The 20,242-nt window shown below is 64.2% G+C and carries 19 protein-coding genes and 1 tRNA gene; 13 read left to right on the top strand and 7 right to left on the bottom strand.

The genetic code is table 11. The annotated features are described in order from the left end of the window. The first annotated feature begins 99 nt into the window (after window positions 1–99). The gene (trmB, locus tag C2L65_RS03195; RefSeq protein WP_042310497.1) at window positions 100–888 is read left to right on the top strand and encodes a tRNA (guanosine(46)-N7)-methyltransferase TrmB; all 789 of its coding nucleotides are present in this window, start codon (window positions 100–102) and stop codon (window positions 886–888) included. 96 nt (window positions 889–984) lie between these two features. On the opposite strand, the gene C2L65_RS03190 is transcribed toward trmB, so the two are convergent. From C2L65_RS03190 to C2L65_RS03180, 3 genes are all read right to left on the bottom strand, one after another. Next, the gene (locus tag C2L65_RS03190) at window positions 985–1,821 is read right to left on the bottom strand and encodes an undecaprenyl-diphosphate phosphatase (RefSeq protein ID WP_042310495.1); all 837 of its coding nucleotides are present in this window, start codon (window positions 1,819–1,821) and stop codon (window positions 985–987) included. Between the two features lie 81 nt (window positions 1,822–1,902). Further along, window positions 1,903–2,496 (bottom strand): DUF1439 domain-containing protein, encoded by a 594-nt coding sequence (locus C2L65_RS03185; RefSeq protein WP_042310493.1) that lies wholly within the window; start codon window positions 2,494–2,496, stop codon window positions 1,903–1,905. A 145-nt stretch (window positions 2,497–2,641) separates the two neighbouring features. Further along, window positions 2,642–2,938, bottom strand: coding sequence for a YkgJ family cysteine cluster protein (locus C2L65_RS03180; RefSeq protein WP_042310491.1), 297 nt, complete (start codon window positions 2,936–2,938; stop codon window positions 2,642–2,644). A 251-nt stretch (window positions 2,939–3,189) separates the two neighbouring features. Here C2L65_RS03180 and hemN point away from each other — a divergent pair, with 251 nt between their 5' ends. Then, complete coding sequence (hemN, locus tag C2L65_RS03175) at window positions 3,190–4,602, top strand: oxygen-independent coproporphyrinogen III oxidase (protein WP_042310490.1); 1,413 nt, start codon at window positions 3,190–3,192, stop codon at window positions 4,600–4,602. Window positions 4,603–4,707: 105 nt separating this feature from the next. After that, a tRNA-Leu gene (locus C2L65_RS03170) sits at window positions 4,708–4,792 on the top strand. A gap of 147 nt (window positions 4,793–4,939) precedes the next feature. Here the strand turns inward: C2L65_RS03170 and C2L65_RS03165 are convergent. After that, window positions 4,940–6,328 carry an amino acid permease gene (locus C2L65_RS03165; protein ID WP_042310488.1) on the bottom strand — a complete coding sequence of 463 codons (1,389 nt, stop codon included), beginning with the start codon at window positions 6,326–6,328 and terminating at the stop codon, window positions 4,940–4,942. A 276-nt stretch (window positions 6,329–6,604) separates the two neighbouring features. Between C2L65_RS03165 and C2L65_RS03160 the strand changes: the two genes are divergently transcribed. Next, window positions 6,605–7,537 carry an alpha/beta fold hydrolase gene (locus C2L65_RS03160; RefSeq protein WP_042310486.1) on the top strand — a complete coding sequence of 311 codons (933 nt, stop codon included), beginning with the start codon at window positions 6,605–6,607 and terminating at the stop codon, window positions 7,535–7,537. A 22-nt stretch (window positions 7,538–7,559) separates the two neighbouring features. Here the strand turns inward: C2L65_RS03160 and C2L65_RS03155 are convergent, their stop codons facing one another. Together C2L65_RS03155 and C2L65_RS03150 are read right to left on the bottom strand one after the other, a co-directional pair. After that, a complete protein-coding gene (locus C2L65_RS03155; protein WP_042310484.1) occupies window positions 7,560–8,819 on the bottom strand; it encodes an MFS transporter in 1,260 nt (419 codons plus the stop codon). A gap of 105 nt (window positions 8,820–8,924) precedes the next feature. After that, window positions 8,925–10,355 (bottom strand): aminotransferase-like domain-containing protein, encoded by a 1,431-nt coding sequence (locus C2L65_RS03150; protein ID WP_042310483.1) that lies wholly within the window; start codon window positions 10,353–10,355, stop codon window positions 8,925–8,927. Between the two features lie 208 nt (window positions 10,356–10,563). Here C2L65_RS03150 and C2L65_RS03145 point away from each other — a divergent pair, with 208 nt between their 5' ends. The 6 genes from C2L65_RS03145 to C2L65_RS03120 all read left to right on the top strand — a co-directional run bounded on the left by C2L65_RS03145 (window position 10,564) and on the right by C2L65_RS03120 (window position 15,902). Further along, window positions 10,564–11,739 (top strand): mandelate racemase/muconate lactonizing enzyme family protein, encoded by a 1,176-nt coding sequence (locus C2L65_RS03145; RefSeq protein ID WP_042310482.1) that lies wholly within the window; start codon window positions 10,564–10,566, stop codon window positions 11,737–11,739. Window positions 11,740–11,802: 63 nt separating this feature from the next. Further along, entirely contained in the window at window positions 11,803–12,840 is a 1,038-nt protein-coding gene (locus C2L65_RS03140; RefSeq protein WP_042310480.1) for an ABC transporter substrate-binding protein, read from the top strand. Window positions 12,841–12,881: 41 nt separating this feature from the next. Then, window positions 12,882–13,871 carry an ABC transporter permease gene (locus tag C2L65_RS03135; RefSeq protein WP_042310478.1) on the top strand — a complete coding sequence of 330 codons (990 nt, stop codon included), beginning with the start codon at window positions 12,882–12,884 and terminating at the stop codon, window positions 13,869–13,871. A 14-nt stretch (window positions 13,872–13,885) separates the two neighbouring features. Then, window positions 13,886–14,707, top strand: coding sequence for a quaternary amine ABC transporter ATP-binding protein (locus C2L65_RS03130; RefSeq protein WP_009769519.1), 822 nt, complete (start codon window positions 13,886–13,888; stop codon window positions 14,705–14,707). A 137-nt stretch (window positions 14,708–14,844) separates the two neighbouring features. Next, complete coding sequence (locus C2L65_RS03125; protein ID WP_042310476.1) at window positions 14,845–15,549, top strand: pseudouridine synthase; 705 nt, start codon at window positions 14,845–14,847, stop codon at window positions 15,547–15,549. A 164-nt stretch (window positions 15,550–15,713) separates the two neighbouring features. Further along, window positions 15,714–15,902: a hypothetical protein gene (locus C2L65_RS03120; RefSeq protein ID WP_042310474.1), complete on the top strand. Its 189-nt coding sequence runs from the start codon at window positions 15,714–15,716 to the stop codon at window positions 15,900–15,902. Window positions 15,903–15,917: 15 nt separating this feature from the next. Here the strand turns inward: C2L65_RS03120 and C2L65_RS03115 are convergent, their stop codons facing one another. Continuing rightward, window positions 15,918–16,970, bottom strand: a complete 1,053-nt coding sequence (locus C2L65_RS03115; protein WP_042310551.1) for an NAD-dependent epimerase/dehydratase family protein — start codon at window positions 16,968–16,970, stop codon at window positions 15,918–15,920. Window positions 16,971–17,044: 74 nt separating this feature from the next. Here C2L65_RS03115 and C2L65_RS03110 point away from each other — a divergent pair, with 74 nt between their 5' ends. From C2L65_RS03110 to C2L65_RS03100, 3 genes are all read left to right on the top strand, one after another. After that, window positions 17,045–18,076 carry a CDP-6-deoxy-delta-3,4-glucoseen reductase gene (locus tag C2L65_RS03110; RefSeq protein ID WP_042310472.1) on the top strand — a complete coding sequence of 344 codons (1,032 nt, stop codon included), beginning with the start codon at window positions 17,045–17,047 and terminating at the stop codon, window positions 18,074–18,076. A gap of 336 nt (window positions 18,077–18,412) precedes the next feature. Next, window positions 18,413–19,597 carry an acetylornithine transaminase gene (locus C2L65_RS03105; RefSeq protein WP_042310471.1) on the top strand — a complete coding sequence of 395 codons (1,185 nt, stop codon included), beginning with the start codon at window positions 18,413–18,415 and terminating at the stop codon, window positions 19,595–19,597. Then, entirely contained in the window at window positions 19,594–20,046 is a 453-nt protein-coding gene (locus C2L65_RS03100) for a GNAT family acetyltransferase (protein ID WP_042310468.1), read from the top strand. Before C2L65_RS03105 ends, C2L65_RS03100 begins: the two co-directional genes overlap by 4 nt. Window positions 20,047–20,242 lie beyond the last annotated feature (196 nt).

The raw sequence follows: 20,242 nt of genomic DNA, 5'->3' as shown, positions 1-20,242 counted from the left end.
TTTTTTATAGCGTGCGTCCTGTCGCGAATGCCGTACGACGCTCGAATGACGCGCCCTCACGCACAGCCGTTTCCCGCCGCCACCCTTGCTTTCATCAAGATGATTCACGATCCGAACGAAGCCGGTTTGCCGCGCGACCCTTCTGAGCTTCCCGGCGACAAACTGCCCGAACCGACCGAAACCGCCGACGCCGCTGCGCCCGACAACGCGCTGCACCTGCGCCGTATCCGCAGCTTCGTGACGCGTGCCGGCCGCGTGTCGACGGGACAGCGCCGCGCGATGGACGAACTCGGCCCTCGCTTCGTCGTGCCCTACACGCCAGAGCAGCCGGACTGGGAGACAGTCTTCGGCCGCCGCGCGCCGCGCATTCTGGAGATCGGTTTCGGTATGGGCGCGACCACTGCCGAGATCGCGTCGCACCGCACCGACGACGACTTTCTCGGCGTCGAAGTGCATGAGCCGGGGGTCGGCGCGCTGCTGAAGCTGATGGGCGACCAGAACCTGTCGAACATCCGCATCATCCAGCACGACGCCGTCGAGGTGCTCGAAAACATGATCGCGCCTGCTAGTCTGGACGGCGTGCATATCTTCTTTCCCGATCCGTGGCATAAGGCGCGTCATCACAAGCGCCGCCTGATCCAACCGAAGTTCGTCGCGCTGCTGGTGTCGCGCATGAAGCCGGACGCGTATATCCATTGCGCGACCGACTGGCAGAACTATGCGGAGCAGATGCTCGAAGTGCTCGGCGCAGAGCCCGCTTTGGAGAACACCGCCGATGGTTACGCGCCGCGCCCCGACTATCGTCCTGTGACGAAGTTCGAGAAGCGCGGCCTGCGCCTCGGGCATGGCGTGTGGGATCTGATTTACAAACGTCGCCCGAATAGCTGAAGCGCAACATCGGCTTCAGAAACGGAAACGGCCTGCGGTTAGCAAACCGCAGGCCGTTTTCACATCTGCCAGACACTCCGAGAAGCACGCGGAACGTCAATCCGCCCAGCTCAACCCGCCGCTATAGCCGATCAGCAGGATCAACAGACCGAAGCCGATCCGATACCAGGCAAACGCGCTGAAATCGTGCGCCGCGATGTAGCGCAGCAGCCAGCGCACGCACGCAAAGGCGCTGACGAACGCCGCCAGAAAGCCGATCGAGAAAAGCCCGAGCGCATCCGTCGACAGTTCGTGCCATCCCTTGTGGAGTTCGTAGACGGTCGCGCCGAAAATGATCGGGATCGCGAGGAAGAACGAGAACTCGGTCGCGACGCGCCGGTCGAGCCCGAACAGCATGCCGCCGATAATCGTCGAACCCGAGCGCGACATGCCCGGAATCAGCGCAAAGCATTGCGCGAGGCCGACCTTGAGCGCGTCGAGCGGACTCATGTCGTCCACCGAATGCACGCGCGCCTGGACGTCGGGCCGGTTGCGCTGCCGCGCCTCGACCCAGAGAATCAGCACGCCGCCCACCACCAGCGCAAGCGCGACGGGCACGGGCGAAAACAGCACTGCCTTGATCGCTTTTTCGAACAGCAGCCCCAGCACGATCGCCGGAATCGTCGCGATGATCACGTTGAGCGTGAAACGGCGCGCCGCAGGCCGTGTCCCGAGCCCCGACACGACATCGACGATGCGCTGCCGGAACTCCCAGCACACGGCGAGAATCGCGCCGAGCTGGATCACGACATCGAAAGTCTTTTCCTGCGGCACATCGAAGTTGAGCACGCTGCCCGCGACGATCAGGTGACCCGTGCTCGACACCGGCAAAAATTCGGTCAAGCCTTCCACGACGCCGAGAATCAGCGCCTTCAACGTGAGTATCCAGTCCATCCGTGGCCTTTTAGCTTGGAGTTGGTAGGCGATGCGCGGCCGCGTCAGACAGGATGGCGCGGCCGTCCGGCCGCGCATGCGTCACTTTTCGACGATCTGCACGCGTATGCCGTTTGTAAGGACCGTGATTGTACCGGGTTCGTAGTTCACTCCGGCAAATTGCAGCTGCTCGGGCTTGAATGTGTAGACGGGATAGTTGGCCAGCAGTTGGGTGGCCATCAGCGCGGCGGCCGCGTTGATCTGCTGCGCGTAGGCTTGCGCGTTGCCGTCGACGCTGACGTTGTCGACATTGGGCGAGCGCAGCACGACGGAACGGCTCTGCGGATCGTATTCGAGCTGGCTCGACAGCGTGAGCACGCCGTGTACGGGCTGCTGAAGGAACGGACTGGCGAGCCGCGCATCGACCCGCACCGACACGCGGTTCGTATCGGGCAGCAAGCCGACGACAGGATTGCTCAACGCGACATCGAGCACCTGCGACACCGTGCGCTGATACGGAAACTTGCGTTGGACGGCGTCCTGAACCTGCTTTTGCGAAAACGTGTAGTGATCCGGAATAAACGGAAACGTCGACGTTGCGCACGCGGCGAGCGGCGCCGTGACGCTCGCGGCCGCGCAGAAGGACAGCGCGGAAATCAGGAAGCGGCGCCGTGCGGGCGCAGCGGATTGGGTCATGCGGATTCTCCTGTCGGCCATGCACGATGGCCGCTGTGAAACGGCGCGCGCCGCGTCGGTGCCTGTTGATTTCCGGACTTTATCGGCGCGCGGATTCGAGTGACTGTTTTCCGGCGGATGCGCTGAACACAAGCCTGCGCCACGGTCACGGCCGAGTGTCGGCCTCCAGACGCGCGAGCCAGACGAGCGCCTCATCGCGCGAGCTGCCGCACATTTCCGCCTGCGGCTGTAGACCCGAGCAACAGGCCGGACGTTCCGGCTTGCCGAAAATCGCGCAGCGCAGATCGTCGCCGAGCTGCACGCAGCGCACGCCTGCGGGCTTGCCGTTCGGCATACCCGGAATCGGGCTGGTGATCGACGGCGCGATGCAACACGCGCCGCAATCGGGGCGGCACGCGTGATCCGCGGTCGCGGACGGCGGTTGAGACAAATGGACGGACACTACGCACTTCCTGAAACACGAACACGCTAAAACGGCGGAAAAATCGTTCGAAAACTTGACGCCGATCAAACCAGCATTGTGCCATCTGCCGAGTGCGACCTTTTTACCCGATCTCTCGCGCATGTGCTCCCGTACACTCGTTCGAGCTCAACCCACGCACGCGCGGCGCCTGCCCGGTTCACCCGAGCGTCACTGCGAGCCGCATCCGAAGCGGCTTGCGCATCATCCGGCGGGCGTCTGGAGACCATCCGATGAACACCGCTCCTTCCGGCCCATTCTTCCCCTCGGCGGATTCGCTGTTCCGCCCCGACCTGCTCGCCAAATACAGCGCGAACGGCCCACGCTACACGTCCTATCCGACCGCCCTTCAGTTCCGCGACGACTTCCCGCTCGACGACTATCGCCGCGCCGCCGCCGACAAAGGCGCGACGGAAACCGACCTGTCGCTGTACTTCCACATTCCGTTTTGCGACACCGTCTGCTTCTACTGCGGCTGCAACAAGGTCGTGACGAAGAACCGCGCGCGCTCGGCACCGTATCTCGCGCGGCTCAAGCGCGAGATCGCGTTGCAGGCGTCGCTGTTCGATACCGCGCGGCCCGTGTCGCAACTGCATTGGGGCGGCGGCACACCGACATTTCTGTCGCACGACGAAATGACGGAGCTGATGGCCACGACGCACGAGCACTTCCTGCTGCGCAGCGATGCCGAAGGCGAGTTCTCGATCGAAGTCGATCCGCGCGAAGCATCGCCGAAGACCATCGTGCATTTGCGCAATCTCGGCTTCAACCGGCTGAGCCTGGGCGTGCAGGATTTCGATCCCGTCGTGCAGCGCGCGATCAACCGCATCCAGCCGCTCGAGATGACGGCCAGCGTGATCTGCGCCGCGCGCGCAACCGGCTTTCATTCGATCGGCGTCGATCTGATCTACGGGCTGCCGTATCAGACGGTCAGGAGCTTCAGCAGAACGCTCGATACGATGCTCGAACTCGCACCCGACCGGCTCTCCGTGTTCGGCTACGCGCACATGCCGCAGCTCTTCAAGATGCAGCGGCAGATGGATGCATCCACGCTGCCCTCGCCTGCCGAGCGGCTCGCGCTGCTGCGGCTCGTGGTCGAGCGTCTGACGGGCGCGGGCTATGTCTACATCGGCATGGACCACTTCGCGCTGCCTACCGACGAACTCGCGCGCGCTCAGGCGAAGCGCACGCTGCATCGGAATTTCCAGGGCTACAGCACGCGCGCCGAATGCGATTTGATCGGCTTCGGGGCGTCGTCGATCGGCAAGGTCGGCGATGTCTACGCGCAAAACGCGAAAGACCTGACGGGCTACGCGGCGGCAATCGACAAAGGCGAACTGGCGGTCAAACGCGGCGTGCGCCTCTCCGCGGACGACCGGCTGCGCCGCGACATCATCACGCAACTGATGTGCAATCTCGAACTACGCTTCGACGAGTTCGAAGCTGCGTACGGCATCCGCTTTCATGACACGTTCGCGCCGGAACTGGAGCGGCTGCGCGCCTTCGAGGACGACGGGCTGGTGAAGATCGGCGCACGGCGGCTTGATGTAGAACTCGCCGGGCAGATGCTCGTGCGCAACATCGCGATGGTGTTCGACCGCTATCTCGGCCAGCAGACAATGCAGCGCTTTTCGCGGACGGTCTAATCGCAACGACGGGCCAACTTGCCCGCCGACAGGTTTTCCGCCATAATCTGCGTCTTCGCCTGGCGTCAAAGCCGTGCGAGACAGCCTGCAAAGGCCGCAACACAAGCCCAGGTGGTGAAACAGGTAGACGCAGGGGACTCAAAATCCCCCGCCGCAAGGCGTGCCGGTTCGAGTCCGGCCCTGGGCACCAGAATTCAGCTTCACACGAACCCGCGTTCATCGTTAGATGCCGCGGGTTTTGTTTTTTCTGGCCGCGCGCCATGCGCGCAAAAAAGCCGGATCGCCTTACGGCCAATCCGGCTTCTGTTTCATCGACAGCGTCAGAATGCGGCGCGCTTCAGCGCCCGCCCGCCGCACCAGCCAACTGATGCGCAGCCGCGCGCCTGCGCTTCACGACATAGCCGACCCACATCAAGAAAAGCCACACGGGCACCAGCAGCACCGACACGTTCAGTCCTGGCGTCATCGCGAGAATGACGAGAATCATCGCCATGAACGCAAGACAGATCCAGTTGCCGACCGGGAACCACAGCGACCTGAAAACGAGCGTCTCGCCCTGCGCGAGCATCGCGCGACGCGACTTCAGATGCGTGAGGCTGATCAGCGACCAGTTCAGCACCAGCGCGGCGACCACCAGCGCCATCAGCACGTCGAGCGCCTTCGCGGGAATCAGGTAATTGATGATCACGCAAGCGAACGTCGCGACGGCCGACAGGCCGATCGCCATGTACGGCACGCCGCGTCGATCAACCTTGAGCAACGCGCGCGGCGCATTGCCCTGCTCGGCGAGGCCGTACAACATGCGGCTATTCGCATAGACGCCGCTGTTGTACACCGACAATGCCGCCGTCAACACGACCACATTAAGCACATTCGCGGTCAAACCCGCGCCGATCTGCGAAAAGATCATCACGAACGGGCTGCCGCCTTCCGCCACCTGATTCCACGGATACAGCGACAGCAGCACGACCAGCGAGCAGATGTAGAAAATCAGAATCCGGTAGATCACCTGGTTCACGGCCTTCGGAATGCTCTTCTGCGGATTGTCGGCTTCGGCGGCCGTGATGCCGATCAGTTCCAGCCCGCCGAACGAGAACATGATCACGGCGAGCATCATGAACAGGCCGTGGAAGCCATACGGGAAGAAACCGCCCTTGCTCCACAGGTTCGAGATCGACGCCTGCGGACCGCCATGGCCGCTCAGCAGCAGATAGCCGCCGAACACGATCATGCCGATCACGGCCACGACCTTGATGATCGCGAACCAGAACTCGGTCTCGCCGTACGCCTTCACGTTCGTGAGGTTGATCGCGTTGATGATGACGAAGCACACGAGCGCCGACACCCACGCCGGCACCTGCGGCCACCAGAAATGCACATAGGTGCCGACGGCCGTCAGTTCGGCCATGCTGACGAGCACATACAGCACCCAGTAGTTCCAGCCCGACAGGAAGCCGGGGAAATCGCCCCAGTACTTGTACGCGAAGTGGCTGAACGAGCCCGCGACGGGTTCCTGTGCCACCATTTCGCCGAGCTGCCGCATGATCAGAAACGCGATGAAGCCGCCAATCGCGTAGCCGAGAATCATCGACGGTCCCGCCGACTTCAATACGCCCGCCGAGCCGAGAAAAAGGCCCGTGCCGATTGCGCCACCCAGCGCGATCAGCTGGATATGCCGGTTTTTCAGGCCACGCTTCAGGCCGTCGTGCTGCTGTCCGTTGTTCAAGATGTCTCACTCCACTGCATTGAATACGTACTACCCGGACCAAACCCGTCCGGAAAAACCGTAAATTGTACCCTTCGACGTAGTGCCCACCTATTGGGCACGCCCGGCGCGTTCCGCGTCGCAGCGCGCTGCGCCCGCATCGACGCCGCCGCGACAGATTTCCACGCAACCGCCAAACCGTTGCGCAACGTGTCCGAAAACTCCGTGTGATAGCGGTTGTCACCCTGGCCTGCGTTCGGTATGTTCGCAGAATCCCGTCCAGCCGATGGAGTCGCCATGTCGCCGAAACGTCTGCTCTATGCCGTTCTCCTTGGCGCTTGCGTCGCCACAACCGGCGTGTTCGCGCAGACGGGACAACCCGCGCCAGCGGCGGCGCCGACCGCCGCACCTGCGCCGGATGTACCACCCGCTCCGCCCGCGCCTGCCGCCGCCGAGCCCGCACCGCCGCCACCCGCAGCGGCACCGGCTCCTGCGCCCCGCCCCGCCGCCGTTGCTGCGCCGCCCAGCGGCCCGGTGCAGAACATCGTGCTCGTGCATGGCGCGTTCGTCGACGGTTCGAGCTGGAACGGCGTGATTGCGCGGCTGCAGAAGAAAGGCTATCGGGTGGCGTCGGTGCAGATTCCGCTGACGTCGCTGGCCGACGACCTCGCCGCGACCAGACGGGTGCTCGCTCAACTATCCGGTCCGACCGTGCTGGTCGGGCATTCGTGGGGCGGCGTCGTGATTACGGAGGCCGGCTCTGGACCGGACGCGTCGAAGGTGGTGGGCCTCGTCTACGTCGCGGCCATCGCGCCGGACGTCGGCGAGTCGGCCGTCGATATCCTCAAGCGCGGCCCGCAGGCGCCCATCGGCTCAGCGATGATCAAGGACAGCACCGGCTTTCTGTGGCTCGATCCAGCGCGATACCACAGCGATTTCGCCGCCGACGTGCCCGAAACCCTGACGCGCGTGCTGGTCGCCGCGCAGCAGCCGATCGCGGCCAAAGCCTTCGAGGAACACGCGACGCAAGCCGCGTGGCGCTACAAGCCGTCGTTTTACATCGTGACGTCGCGCGATCGCGCCGTGCCGCCGGAAATCCAGCGTTGGATGGCGCATCGGATCGGCGCGACGATCGTCGAGACGCCGTCGAGCCATCTGGTGCCCGTCGCGCATGCGGGTGCGACGGCGGATGCAATCGACCGGGCGGCGAAGGAGTTCGGTAAGGAATGACGGCCGTGGATCGCGGGCGGCTTCACGGCGACAGCGCCGCGCCGCCGTCCGGAATCCGCGCGAGCCGCGCCGCCGGTGAAATTACGATGATCCACGCCTGCACCGCAAAGCCGAGCGCGGCCGCGACGAGACAGGCATCCATGCCGAAGCGCGCGCTGATCGTCGCGCCGAGCAGCGCGCCCACGGGCCGCGCGCCATAGGTCGCCGTGCTGTTGAGCGCCGACACGCGGCCCATCATGCTGGCGGGCGTGATCGCCTGACGCAGCGTGGTCGAGCCGACCGTCCACAGGATCGGCCCCGCGCCCATCAGAAAGAAGCTCGCCGCCGCGAGCCAGAACGACGGCACGGCGAGCGTCGCGACCATCACCAGCGAAGCGGCCAGTCCGCAAAACGGTCCGACAAGCAACATGCGGCCGAACGTCATCCGCCGCGCGACGGAAGGCGCGGCGAGCGCGCCGCACACCATGCCGATGCCGAACGCGCCCAACGTCGCGCCAATGGCCGACGCGCTCAAACCCAGCCGATGCACGGCATACGGCACGTACACCGCCTGCAGCGTGAAAAACCCGATGTTGAAGAACACGGCTGTCGCGAGCATCGGACGCAGCAAGGCGTCGTTGAACACGAAGCGCGCGCCGTCGCGCAGTTCGACCATGAAATGGCGCGTAGCCGTCGTCGCGCGCGGCGGCTCGCGCAGGCCGGCCAGCAGCGCGGCCGCGAGCGTCGACAGCGCCGCCGCGCAGCCGTAAGCCCAGCCCGCGCCGATCCAGCCGACCAGCAGCCCGCCCAGCGCCGGCCCCGCCGAATAGGCGACGCTGCGCGCCAGTTCGATGCGTCCATTCGCGACGGGAAGCACGTCGCGCGAAACGAGTGAAGGCACGAGCGCCGGTGAGGCGACGCTGTACGCCACCGTACCCGTCGCGCCGAGAAAGCCCAGCACGGCGAGCAACGGCAGCGTCAACGCATGCGCCAGCACGAGCAGCAGCACGCTCGCCATCGCCAGCGCGCGCACGCCCTCCGACACCGCCATCAACGCGCGGCGCGAGCGGCGGTCGGCGTAGACGCCAAGCGGTATCGACAGCAGCAGGAAGGGCAAGGTCTGCGCGGTTTGCAGCAGCCCGGTGTCGCGCGCGGTCGCACCGAGCGTGAATACGGCGACGAGGGGCGCGGCGGCAAGACTGATCTGCTCGGCGGATTGAGCGATCAGGTTCGACCACGCGAGCTGCTGGAACGGCGCGGGCAAGCTCGCGCGGGACGAGGAAAACGGCAGGGGAAAGCGCATCGGCAGCCTCCGTGACGCGATGACGAAAAACCCATCGTCACGGTTTCAGCCGATCGTTACGCTCCGCTTCTTGCTCTGTGATTCCGTCAGACAACACACGGCGCCTTAAGGCGCATACGACGACGCCATACCGCTTTCCAACCCGTGATCGAGCGTCGTGCGGATCAGCGCGAGGCCGCGCGCGAGCGCATCGAGCGATACCGCGCCGCTCATGCACACGCGGATCGCGTGCGGCGCGGCATTGCGGCCAATCACGAAACTGTCGGCCGTTTTCACGAGCACGCCTTCCTGGCGCAGCGCGGCCGCGAATTCCGCCGCGCGCCACGGCTCGGGCAGCGGCAGCCAAAGGTGCGAACTGGTCGTCGCGTGCCGGTACGCGACGCCTTCGAGCGCTTCGTTCGCGATCGCGTGCTCGGCGTCGATGCGCAAGCGCTGCAACGCATTGAGCCGGTCCATCTCGCCGCTTTCGATCCAGCGCGACACGATCTCGGCCATCAGCGGCGCCGTCATCCAGCAGTCGCTGCGGATCACGGCGGCGATCTTCGAGCACCACGCGCTCGGCGCCTGCAGATAGCCGACCCGCAAGCCGGGCGCCACCGACTTCGACAGCCCCGCGATCAGGAATGCCTGCTCCGGCATGCGCACGGCGAGCGGCTCGGGTGGCGTTTCCATCAGCATCGCGGGAACGATGTCCTCGATCAGCAGCACGCTGTGCCGCTGCAGGATTTCCGCGACAGCGTCGCGCCGTTGCTCCGACATCGTCGCCGTGGTCGGATTGTGAATGGTCGGCACACAGAAAATCGCGCGCGGATGCAGCGACTTGCACGCGAGTTCCAGCGCGGCGGGCACGAGCCCTTCCTGATCGATTTCGACACCGACCAGATGCAGCCGCAACTGCCGCGCGAGGGCGATGATGCCCGGATAGCTGACCACCTCGGCCAGCACCGTGTCGCCCGGTCGCGTGACGGCGCGCAGTACCGACGCGAGAGCATGCTGCGCGCCCTGCGTGACGAGCACGCGCGCGGCGCTCGCCGGACTGCCCGCGCGGCCGAGCCACGCGGCGCCCGCGAGCCGATGGCGCATCGAGCCGGCTTCGGGCGCGTATTGCAGCAGTTCGGCTGCGAGACGCTGGTCGGTGGCGATCTCGGCGAGCGTGGTGGACAGCGCGGCGGCTTCTTCCGTCGATTGCGGCACGTTCTGACCGAGATCGATCAGCGGCGGCGCGCTGGCCGCGCCGGGACGCAGCGTCGCGTAGCCGTTGGAAGCAGGCGGCAGCTCGCGCGAGCGCGCCTGCGCGACATACGTGCCGTCGCCGACGCGCGCATTCGCGAGGCCCTGGCGCTCCAGTTCGGCATAAGCACGGCTGATCGTGCCCGTCGTCACTTTCAGCTCGCTTGCAAGCGAACGGTGCGGCGGCAGCTTCTCCCCGGCGGGCAATTGCCCGTTGAGGATGGCCTGCGCGAACGCACGCGCAATCACCTGATATTTCGGTTCGCTGCCCGCCTCGATTCTTGGCAGCCAGGCATTCATCGCCATGATGCGACGGTCTCCGGAAGTTTGTTGAGTTGTGTCATTCGGATGATACGCAACGCATATCCCAGAATTGGATGCAGTCATTTACTTTTATTGAAGCGATTGAGTTGCCTGCGTCACCTTCATAGCATGGCGTCATTCTTATCCCATTCGAAACGCATTGCGCATCACATTGAATGCCGCACTGCGTCAATTCAGGAGGAGACGCCTGATGGATCGCGCAACAAGCGAGGCCGCAAGCCGGACCGCGCAAACGACCCGCATCACCCGCATCGAAGTAACGCACCATCAACTGGTGCTCGACCCGCCCTTCCCCGCCTCGTGGGATAGCCAGCCGCGCCGCAAATTTCCCGCGACGATCGTGCGTGTTCACGACGATGCCGGTCACGTCGGCATCGGCTCCGGCGACGTGATGTACGGCTTCGCCGACTATCAGCATCTGTTCATCGGCACCGATCCGCTCGACCTCGCGCGCCACAGCGCCGTGCTCGACAACATCGGCTTTCACGCGGGCCGTCCGTGGCCGCTCGATATCGCGCTGTGGGACCTCGCCGGGAAAATCCGCGACGAAGCGTGCTGGCGGATGGCGGGCGGGCGTAGCAACCGGATTCGCGCGTACGCGTCGAGCGGCGTGCATCGCCGTCCCGAGGAGATGGCGCGCATGGCGCTGCATGTCGTCGAACGCGGTTTTCCGGCGCTCAAGATCCGCTTCGGACGTCCGCAGCTGAAAGACGATTTCGCTGTGCTCGCCGCCGTGCGCGAAGCCGTCGGCGACCGGCTCGAACTGATGGTCGATTGCAATCAGGGCTGGCGCATGCCGTGGGACACGGCCGCGCCGTGGACCTTCGACGAAGCGCTCGCCGTCGCCCGCGAACTGGAAAAACACCGCGTTTACTGGATGGAAGAGCCTCTGCATCGCGGTGACTACGACGGCATGGCGCGGCTGCGCAAGGCGGTGTCGCCGGCATTGCGCATCGCCGGTGGCGAGATGACACGCGAGCGCTACGAGTTCGATCAGATGCTCGCGCACGATTGCCTCGACGTGTTCCAGCCGGATGTCGCGTGCTCGCTGGGCATGGAAGGGCTACGCAAGCTCGCGCAAGCCGTCGAGTCGCACGGCAAGGTCTTCACGCCGCACACGTGGGGCAACGGCATCGGCCTCGCCGCGAACCTGCATCTGACGGCGGGCGCTGCGAGCGCGCCGTTCATCGAATTCCCGTACGACCCGCCCGAATGGTCGATCGAGCGCCGCGACTTCATGCTGAAGAACCCGATCGATATCGACAGCGAAGGCTGGATCATGCTGCCGGACGCGCCGGGCCTCGGTCTTTCCATCGACGAAGACATCCTCGCCGCGACGCTCAGTTCCAGTAGCACGTACGGCTGACACTTCGGCCTGAAAGGCGCTCGACGACAGCGCCACACATCCAATCACAATCGGAGACACACCATGCAGATCAGATCCCTGATGCGCGCCGCCACGGTCGCGCTCGCCGCCGGCGCGTTATGGCCCGCCGCCGCTCACGCCGGCACCTGGTGCTCGGCGGGCAAGCCCGTGCGTTTTGCGGGCGTCACGTGGGAAAGCGGCTCGTTCACGTCGGAAGTGCTGCGCTTCATCACCGAGAAAGGCTACGGCTGCAAGACGGACACGATCCCCGGCAACACGGCCGCGACGGAAACGGCGCTGGCGCGCGACGATCTGCAGGTGTGGTCCGAACAGTGGACAGGCCGCTCGGAAATCACCGCGAAAGCGGTTGCCGACGGCCACGTGAAGCTGCTCGGCGACACGCTGCCGGGCGGCACCAATGAAGGCTGGTTCGTGCCCGAGTACGTCGTGAAGGGCGATGCGAAGCGCAACATCAAGCCCGTCGCGCCGAACCTCGTTTCGGTGAGCGACCTGCCGAAGTACAAAGGCGTGTTCGAAGACGACGAAGAGCCGGGCAAGGGTCGCTTCCTGAACTGCCCGTCGGGCTGGGACTGCGAGCGCGTGAACCGGCGTCTGCTGAAAACGCTGAATCTCGACGATTCGTACACCGACTTCCGCCCCGGCACAGGCGCGGCGCTGGATGCCGCGATCGAATCGGCGTATCAGCGCGGCAAGCCGATCCTCTTCTACTACTGGGAACCCGCAGCGCTGATGGCGAAGTACAAGTTCGTCCAGCTGAAAATGCCCGCGTTCAACCAGAAGTGCTGGGACACGCTGCGTGCGGACAACAGCACGTCGCAATGCGCGTCTTCGTATCTCGTATCGCATCTGAAGGTCGGCGTGTCGACACCGTTCTATCAGGCCGAGCCGCAACTGATGGACACCTACTCGAAGGTCAGCTTCCCGATGGACTTCCTCAACAAGACCATCCTCGAGATGACGAGCAAGAAGATCGACGGCCAGACGATGGCGAAGCAGTTCCTGCGCGATCACCCTGACATGTGGAAGGCGTGGGTGCCGACCGACGTTGCACAAAAGGTTCAGGCCGCGCTGGCTAGCTGATAGCGGCAGCCACGCGTGATGACGCACCGGAGGGTTTCAACATGAATTCGATCTTTCTGCATCTGTCGATCGCCGACTGGGTGAACGACCATGTGCAATCGTTCGTCGCCGCGTACGGCGACAGTTTCCACGACTTCAGCACGGCGCTGTTGCGCTACGTGCTGGTGCCGCTCGAAGGCGCACTGCGCGCGACGCCCGCATTGGCGATCCTGATCGCCGTCGGGCTGCTGACGCTGAACGCGACGCGGCGCATCGGCATCGCGGCCTTCTTCGTGCTGCTGCTGTATGTGATCGGCTGCTTCGGTCTGTGGGACAAGCTGATGCAGACGCTTGCGCTGATGCTGGTTGCGACCGTGCTGTCCGTCGTGCTCGGCGTGCCGCTCGGCATCTGGGCGTCGCGCAGCCCGTGGATGCGGCGCGTGCTGCTGCCCGTGCTCGACATCATGCAGACGCTGCCGAGCTTCGTGTATCTGATCCCCGTGCTGATGCTGTTCGGCCTCGGCAAGGTGCCCGCGATTCTCGCGACGATCATTTACGCGCTGCCGCCGCTGATCCGACTGACCGATCTCGGCATCCGCCATGTGGATGCGGATGTCGTCGAAGCGGCGCGCGCGTTCGGTACGACGCGCTGGCAGTTGCTCGTCAACGTGCAGCTGCCGCTCGCGCGGCCGAGCATCATGGCGGGTATCAACCAGACCACGATGATGGCGCTGTCGATGGTCGTGATCGCGTCGATGATCGGCTCGCGCGGACTCGGCGAAGACGTGCTCGCGGGCATCCAGACGCTCGATATCGGCAAGGGCATGCAGGCGGGCATCGCGATCGTGATTCTCGCGATCGTCATCGACCGGATCAGCCAGGGTTACGGGCAGGACCGCCGCACGCGCAGGCTCGTCGCGCAGCGCCGCAGGGCGAAGGCGGCGTCGCGCGTGCCGTATCGGAATGCAGGGGCGCCGCGTGAAGACGAAGCAGCGGCAGCGGGCAACGAAAACGCAACGCAAAGCGGCCTCGAAACCCGCACGGCGGATTGACGGAGGGCACGGACATGTCATCGATCGAAGTGAAGAACGTCTACAAGCTTTTTGGCCCGGAAGCGGGACACAAGCGCGTGCTCGACCTGCTGAAAAGCGGCAAGACCAAGCCGGAAGTGCTCGCGCAAACGGGCTGCAACGTCGGGCTGAACAACGTGAGCCTGCACATCGGCTCGGGCGAGATCTACGTGATCATGGGGCTGTCGGGCTCGGGCAAGTCGACGCTCGTGCGCCACTTCAACCGGCTGATCGAGCCGACGGCGGGCGAGATCGTGATCGACGGTTCGGACGTCATCAAGCTCGATCCGCACGGTTTGCGCGAGCTGCGCCGCTACAAGGTGAGCATGGTGTTCCAGAACTTTGGCCTGCTGCCGCATCAGACCGTGCTCGACAACACCGCGTATGCGCTGCGCACGCGTGGCGAGAGCAAGGCCGAGGCGAATGAGAAGGCGCGCATGTGGCTCGGCAAGGTGGGACTCGACGGGTACGGCGATCATTATCCGGATGAACTGTCGGGCGGGATGCGTCAGCGCGTGGGTCTCGCACGCGCGCTCGCCGCCGATACAGACGTGCTGTTGATGGACGAGGCGTTCTCCGCGCTCGATCCGCTGATCCGCACGGAAATGCAGGACCAGCTTCTGCAACTGCAAGCGACGCTCAACAAGACCATCGTGTTCATCACGCACGATCTGGACGAAGCGCTGCGCATCGGCAACCGCATCGCGATTCTGCGCGACGGCACGCTGGTGCAGGAAGGCACGCCGAACGAAATCCTCACGAAGCCCGCCGACGATTACGTTGCGCGGTTCGTCGAGCGGCGCTCGGGCGCGCACTAAGTTTGGTCTTGCGCTGACGCTGGCGGGGCAACACAAGGCGGCGGGTAAAATGCAGGCTATGGCGGCGTCCTTCGCAACGAAGGACGCCGTCGACGTTTGATGCATCGCTAGTCGTGTGTGCCCTTCTACCCGCTCCAATGAATCTCGAAAGCGTTCTCTTTTCCCAAGGTTTCGGTTCGCGCCGACAGTGTCGCGCGTTGATCGCGGATGGCCGCGTGTCGGTCGGCGGCGCGACGCTCGCCGATCCCGACGCCAACGTCGATACGAATGCGCTGGCGTTCGAAGTCGACGGCACGGTGTGGCCTTATCGCGAACGCGCTTACATCCTGCTCAACAAGCCTGCGGGCTATGAATGCTCGCGTGACCCGCAGCATCATCTGAGCGTGTTCAATCTGTTGCCCGCGCAGTTCGCGACACGCGGCGTCCAGTGCGTCGGCCGGCTCGATCAGGACACGACGGGCCTGCTGCTGCTCTCCGACGACGGCCAGTTCGTCCACGCGTACACGTCGCCGAAGCGCAAGGTCCCGAAGGTCTACCTCGCGACGACCCGTCATCCACTCGACGACGCGCAACTCGCCGCGTTGCGCGAAGGCGTGCTGCTGCACGGCGAAGCGAAGCCGATCGCGGCCGTCGCCGCTCATGCGCGCGGCGAACACGCGCTGGAACTCACCGTGCTGGAAGGCAAATACCATCAGGTCAAGCGGATGGTCGCGGCGGCGGGCAACCGCGTCGAGGCGCTGCATCGCGAGCGGGTCGGCGGGCTTGCGTTGCCCGCGGCGCTGGCTGAAGGCGCGTGGCAATGGCTCGATGAAGCCGACTTGGGCGCACTACGGAACGGGTAAACGATCAATGCCCGCCCTCGTCGTTTCAAGTCATTGAGACTACGTGGGATTCCGAACAAAACCGCTACAAAAACCTTGCAGAACGCTGCGACGCAGCATGCTTGCTCCGAACGCCCGTCCTATACTCGGATCAACAAAGATTACAAAGCTGGCAAGGAGGCGCCATGGTCATCTACGGCAACCTGGCGGTTTCATACGCGATGATGGTGTTCATCGGGCTCGGACTTTTGCTGATTGGCGGCGTGCTGGCCGTCATGCATCGTCGGCACAGGTACGAGCCGAATCTGCTCGCTGCACTGATCGGCGCGTTCTGCTGCTTCCTGCTGCTGGAAGCGCTACCTGCCCTCACCTGATCGCTGCGCTTTCCGTCACGGCTTGTCTGCGCGAGGCTGCGTGCGGCTATGGCTCGCTACCGTACGCAGAAAGTCGTCCACGCTCGGATAGCGCAGCCTGAAGCGCAACTCACGCTTCAGACGCGTGTTGACGAGGCGCCGCGACTCGCGCATGAACGACAGCATCATCTCGCCGAGTTGCTGTTCCGCTTCGTCGCGCGCGATGCGCGGCGCGCGCTCGATGCCGAATGCGTCCGCCACCCGGTCAAAGTACTCGCCCATTTTCAGCGTCGTGTCATCGGATGCGTGGATCACGCGCGACGATCGGCCGTGCGTCGACATGCGCAGCAGGATCGCGGCGAGATCGTCGGCGTGAATATGATTCGTGTAGACGTCGTCGCCATCGACGAGCGCCGGGGTGCGCTTTTCCAGCCGCGCGAGCGGTAGCCGGTTGCCCGCGTAGATGCCGGGAATGCGCGCGATGCTCGCCGTAATTGCACGCCGAGAGGCCGCGCGCCGCAATTGCGTCTCCGCCGACACGCGGCGCTTCGCGCGCTCGTTGGCGGGCGCGACAGGACGCGTTTCGTCGAGCCACGCGCCACCGCAATCGCCATAGACCCCCGTCGTGCTCGCGTAGACGACACGCAAACGCCGGCTCGACCGATGCCCGGCCCGCGGAGCCGGATACCCCCCGTCGGGTACAATACTGGATGTTTTGCGTGCACGAATGCCGTGCTGCGCGCGCCGCAACCGCCCCGTCGCAAGATGACGGACACGCCGGACACGCGGCGCAGTCAGCGTGGCGATCAGCGCGCGCGTGCGCGTATCGACGTCGCCTGTTCTTTGCGGAGGCGCGAGATGCAGGACAGTCGGCGCGAGACGCGCAAGACGAGCAAGGCTCGCGCGCACGTCGAGATCGCCGACGATGGGCGTGAGGCCCGCCGCGCGCAGTTCGTCGCGGCGCTCCGCGTGGCTGGTGAGCGCATAGAGACGCGCGCGTCCTTGCAGTTGCCGCACGCAGCGCATGCCGACATCGCCGCAACCGACGATCAGCACGCGCGGTCTGCGCAATTTTCGTGTCGCTTTCATCGTGGACGCATTGTAGCCGCGATCCACGACACGCATTGGTTACCGACTTTCTGTATTCGAAGACTGAACGACTTATGGCATTCAACGTAACGCTCCGGCAAAGCGGCCGGCAGTTTCAGGTGGAACCTGACGAACCCGTGCTGACAGCCGCCCTTCGCCAGGGCATCGGCCTGCCGTACGGCTGCAAGAACGGTGCATGCGGCTCGTGCAAGGGCGCGGTCGTCGGCGGCGAGGTCGAGCAGCGCGCGCATTCGTCGTCGGCGCTGTCGAACGACGAGAAGACGCGCGGCCTCGCCCTGTTGTGTTGCGCGACCGCATGCACGGACCTCGAGATCGACATCCGCGAAGTGACGGGCATCGGCGACGTGCAGATCAAGAAGCTGCCGTGCCGCGTGAACGCGATCGAGCGCAAGGCCGACGACGTCGTCGTGCTGAAGCTGCAATTGCCCGCGAACGAACGCCTGCAATACATGGCGGGCCAGTACCTCGAATTCATCCTGAAGGACGGCAAGCGCCGCAGCTATTCGATGGCGAGCGCCCCGCACGCGGACGGTCCCGTCGAACTGCACATCCGCCACATGCCGGGCGGCGCGTTCACGGATCACGTCTTCAACACGATGAAAGAGCGCGACATCCTGCGCTTCGAGGCGCCGCTCGGCACCTTCTTCCTGCGCGAAGAGTCGGACAAGCCGATCGTGCTGCTCGCGTCGGGCACGGGCTTCGCGCCGCTGAAGGCGATCGTTGAGCATGCCGTGTTCAAGAACATCACGCGTCCGATGACGCTCTACTGGGGCGCGCGCCGCAAGAAGGACCTGTACATGATGGAGCTCGCCGAGCAATGGGCGCGCGAGATTCCGAACTTCAAGTTCGTGCCGGTTCTCTCGGAACCGGATGCGGAGGACGCATGGACGGGCCGCATCGGCTTCGTTCATCGGGCCGTCATCGAAGATCTGCCAGACTTGTCGGCGTATCAGGTGTATGCATGCGGCGCGCCGGTGATGGTCGAGTCGGCGCAGCGCGATTTCACGCAGCATCATCGCCTGCCGGAAGACGAGTTCTATGCGGATTCGTTCACGAGCGCAGCCGATCTCGCGAACCCCGTCTGATCGTTGCGCAAGCACGCTTCGATTGTGAGAAACGGCCGGCAGTGCGTGAAGACATGCAAATTGCAGGTTTACACGGGCGCCGGCATTGTCGTATTCTTTCGCGCATGAACCGCATCCAGTCCGAACTTCGACGTCGCCGCTCGCTGCTCCCTTAGGGGCGCCGCTGGCTTCGTCACGGATTCGCGCGAACAACGCGCACGCAGTTCGAATCATGAAAGCCACGGCATGCCGTGGCTTTTTGCATTTCTGCCTTACCCGTCGTGCTTTCTTCTTTCCGTTGCTGGGCCATGTTGTCCGAGGCGGTTTTTCATCCCTGTTTGCCTGGAGCCTGTAGCCATGAACTTCAATGAGTATCCGATCGATTCGCTGATGTACATCACGAACCGGCCCGAAATCGTTTTCACGCACGGCAAGGGCTCGTGGCTCTACGACAACACCGGCAAGCGATATCTGGATTTCATTCAGGGCTGGGCCGTCAACAGCCTCGGCCATTGCAACGACGGCGTGATCGAAGCGCTGACGCAGCAGGCGCGCACGCTGATCAATCCGTCGCCCGCGTTCTACAACGAACCGATGGCGAAGCTCGCGGGCCTGCTCACGCAGCATAGCTGCTTCGACAAGGTGTTCTTCACGAACAGCGGCGCCGAGGCAAACGAAGGCGCGATCAAGCTTGCGCGCAAGTACGGCAAGAAGTTCAAGAACGGCGCGTACGAAATCATCACGTTCGATCACAGCTTCCACGGCCGCACGATCGCGACGATGTCGGCGAGCGGCAAGCCGGGCTGGGACACGATCTATGCGCCGCAGGTGCCGGGCTTTCCGAAGGCCGACCTGAACGACATCGCGTCCGTCGAGAAGCTGATCACCGACAAGACCGTCGCCGTGATGCTCGAGCCGATCCAGGGCGAAGGCGGCGTGCTTCCTGCATCGCGCGAGTTCATGCAGCAGCTGCGCGAGTTGACGAAGAAGCACAACCTGCTGTTGATCGTTGATGAAGTGCAGAGCGGCTGTGGCCGTGCGGGCACGCTGTTCGCGTATGAGCTGTCGGGTATCGAGCCGGACGTGATGACGCTGGCGAAGGGTATCGGCAGTGGCGTGCCGCTTGGCGCGCTGTTGTGCAAGAAGCATGTCGAGGTGTTCGAAGCGGGCGACCAGGGCGGCACGTACAACGGTAATCCGTTGATGACGGCGGCGGGCTATTCGGTGATCTCGCAACTGACGGCGCCTGGCTTCCTCGATGGCGTGAAGGCACGTGGCGAATATCTGCGCACGAAGCTGCTCGAACTGTCTGCCGAGCGCGGCTTCGAAGGCGAGCGTGGCGAAGGTCTGCTGCGTGCGCTGCTGCTTGGTAAGGATATCGGCAACCAGATCGTCGAAAAGGCGCGTTTGATGCAGCCGGATGGGTTGCTGCTCAACGCGGCGCGTCCTAATCTGCTGCGTTTCATGCCCGCTTTGAACGTGACGACGGAAGAGATCGATCAGATGATGGCAATGCTGCGGTCGATTCTGGATACGCTGTGACTGGCGTGGCTTCCCTGTCGATCCGCGTGTTCGATGCGGCCGATACGGATGCCGTGATTGCGCTGTGGCTCGAAGCGTTTCCTGAGTATAAGGATGCGAGTAGGCCGCAGCGTAATCCGTATCTGTCGATCGCGAATAAGCTCGCTACGCAGCCTGAACTGTTCTTTGTTGCCGTGAAGGATGGGGCTATCGTTGGAACTGTGATGGCTGGGTATGATGGGCATCGAGGCTGGCTGTATTCGCTTGCTGTCGAGGCGGCGGCCAGGCGCCTTGGGATTGGGACCTTGCTTGTGCGGCATGCTGAAGCCGCGCTTACCGCGCGCGGGTGTCCTAAGGTGAATCTGCAGGTGCTCAGCGCTAAAGCGGATGTGCAGGCTTTTTATGAGTCGCTTGGGTATGTTGCTGATGCGGTGATTAGTCTTGGGAAACGGTTGGGGGCAGTGGCGTAGTTCTGGTTTTTTGGCTTCGCCTTTGTGTTGGCATCCGCGCTTTGTCTTCGTGCTTTATGCGTCGCCGTTTGGTGTTTTTGGCCTTTGCGCTGGCATCCGCGTTACGGTGTCTGCCGTTCACGCGTCGCCCCTGTGCGGGGCGGCACCTACTTTTCTTTGCCGCCGCAAAGAAAAGTAGGCAAAAGAAAGCGGCTAA

It is taken from the genome of Paraburkholderia terrae, from assembly GCF_002902925.1.
In the GTDB taxonomy this organism is placed as follows: domain Bacteria; phylum Pseudomonadota; class Gammaproteobacteria; order Burkholderiales; family Burkholderiaceae; genus Paraburkholderia; species Paraburkholderia terrae.
Note: the sequence above shows the minus strand (reverse complement) of the source record. Positions and strands in the feature narration are given on the sequence as shown.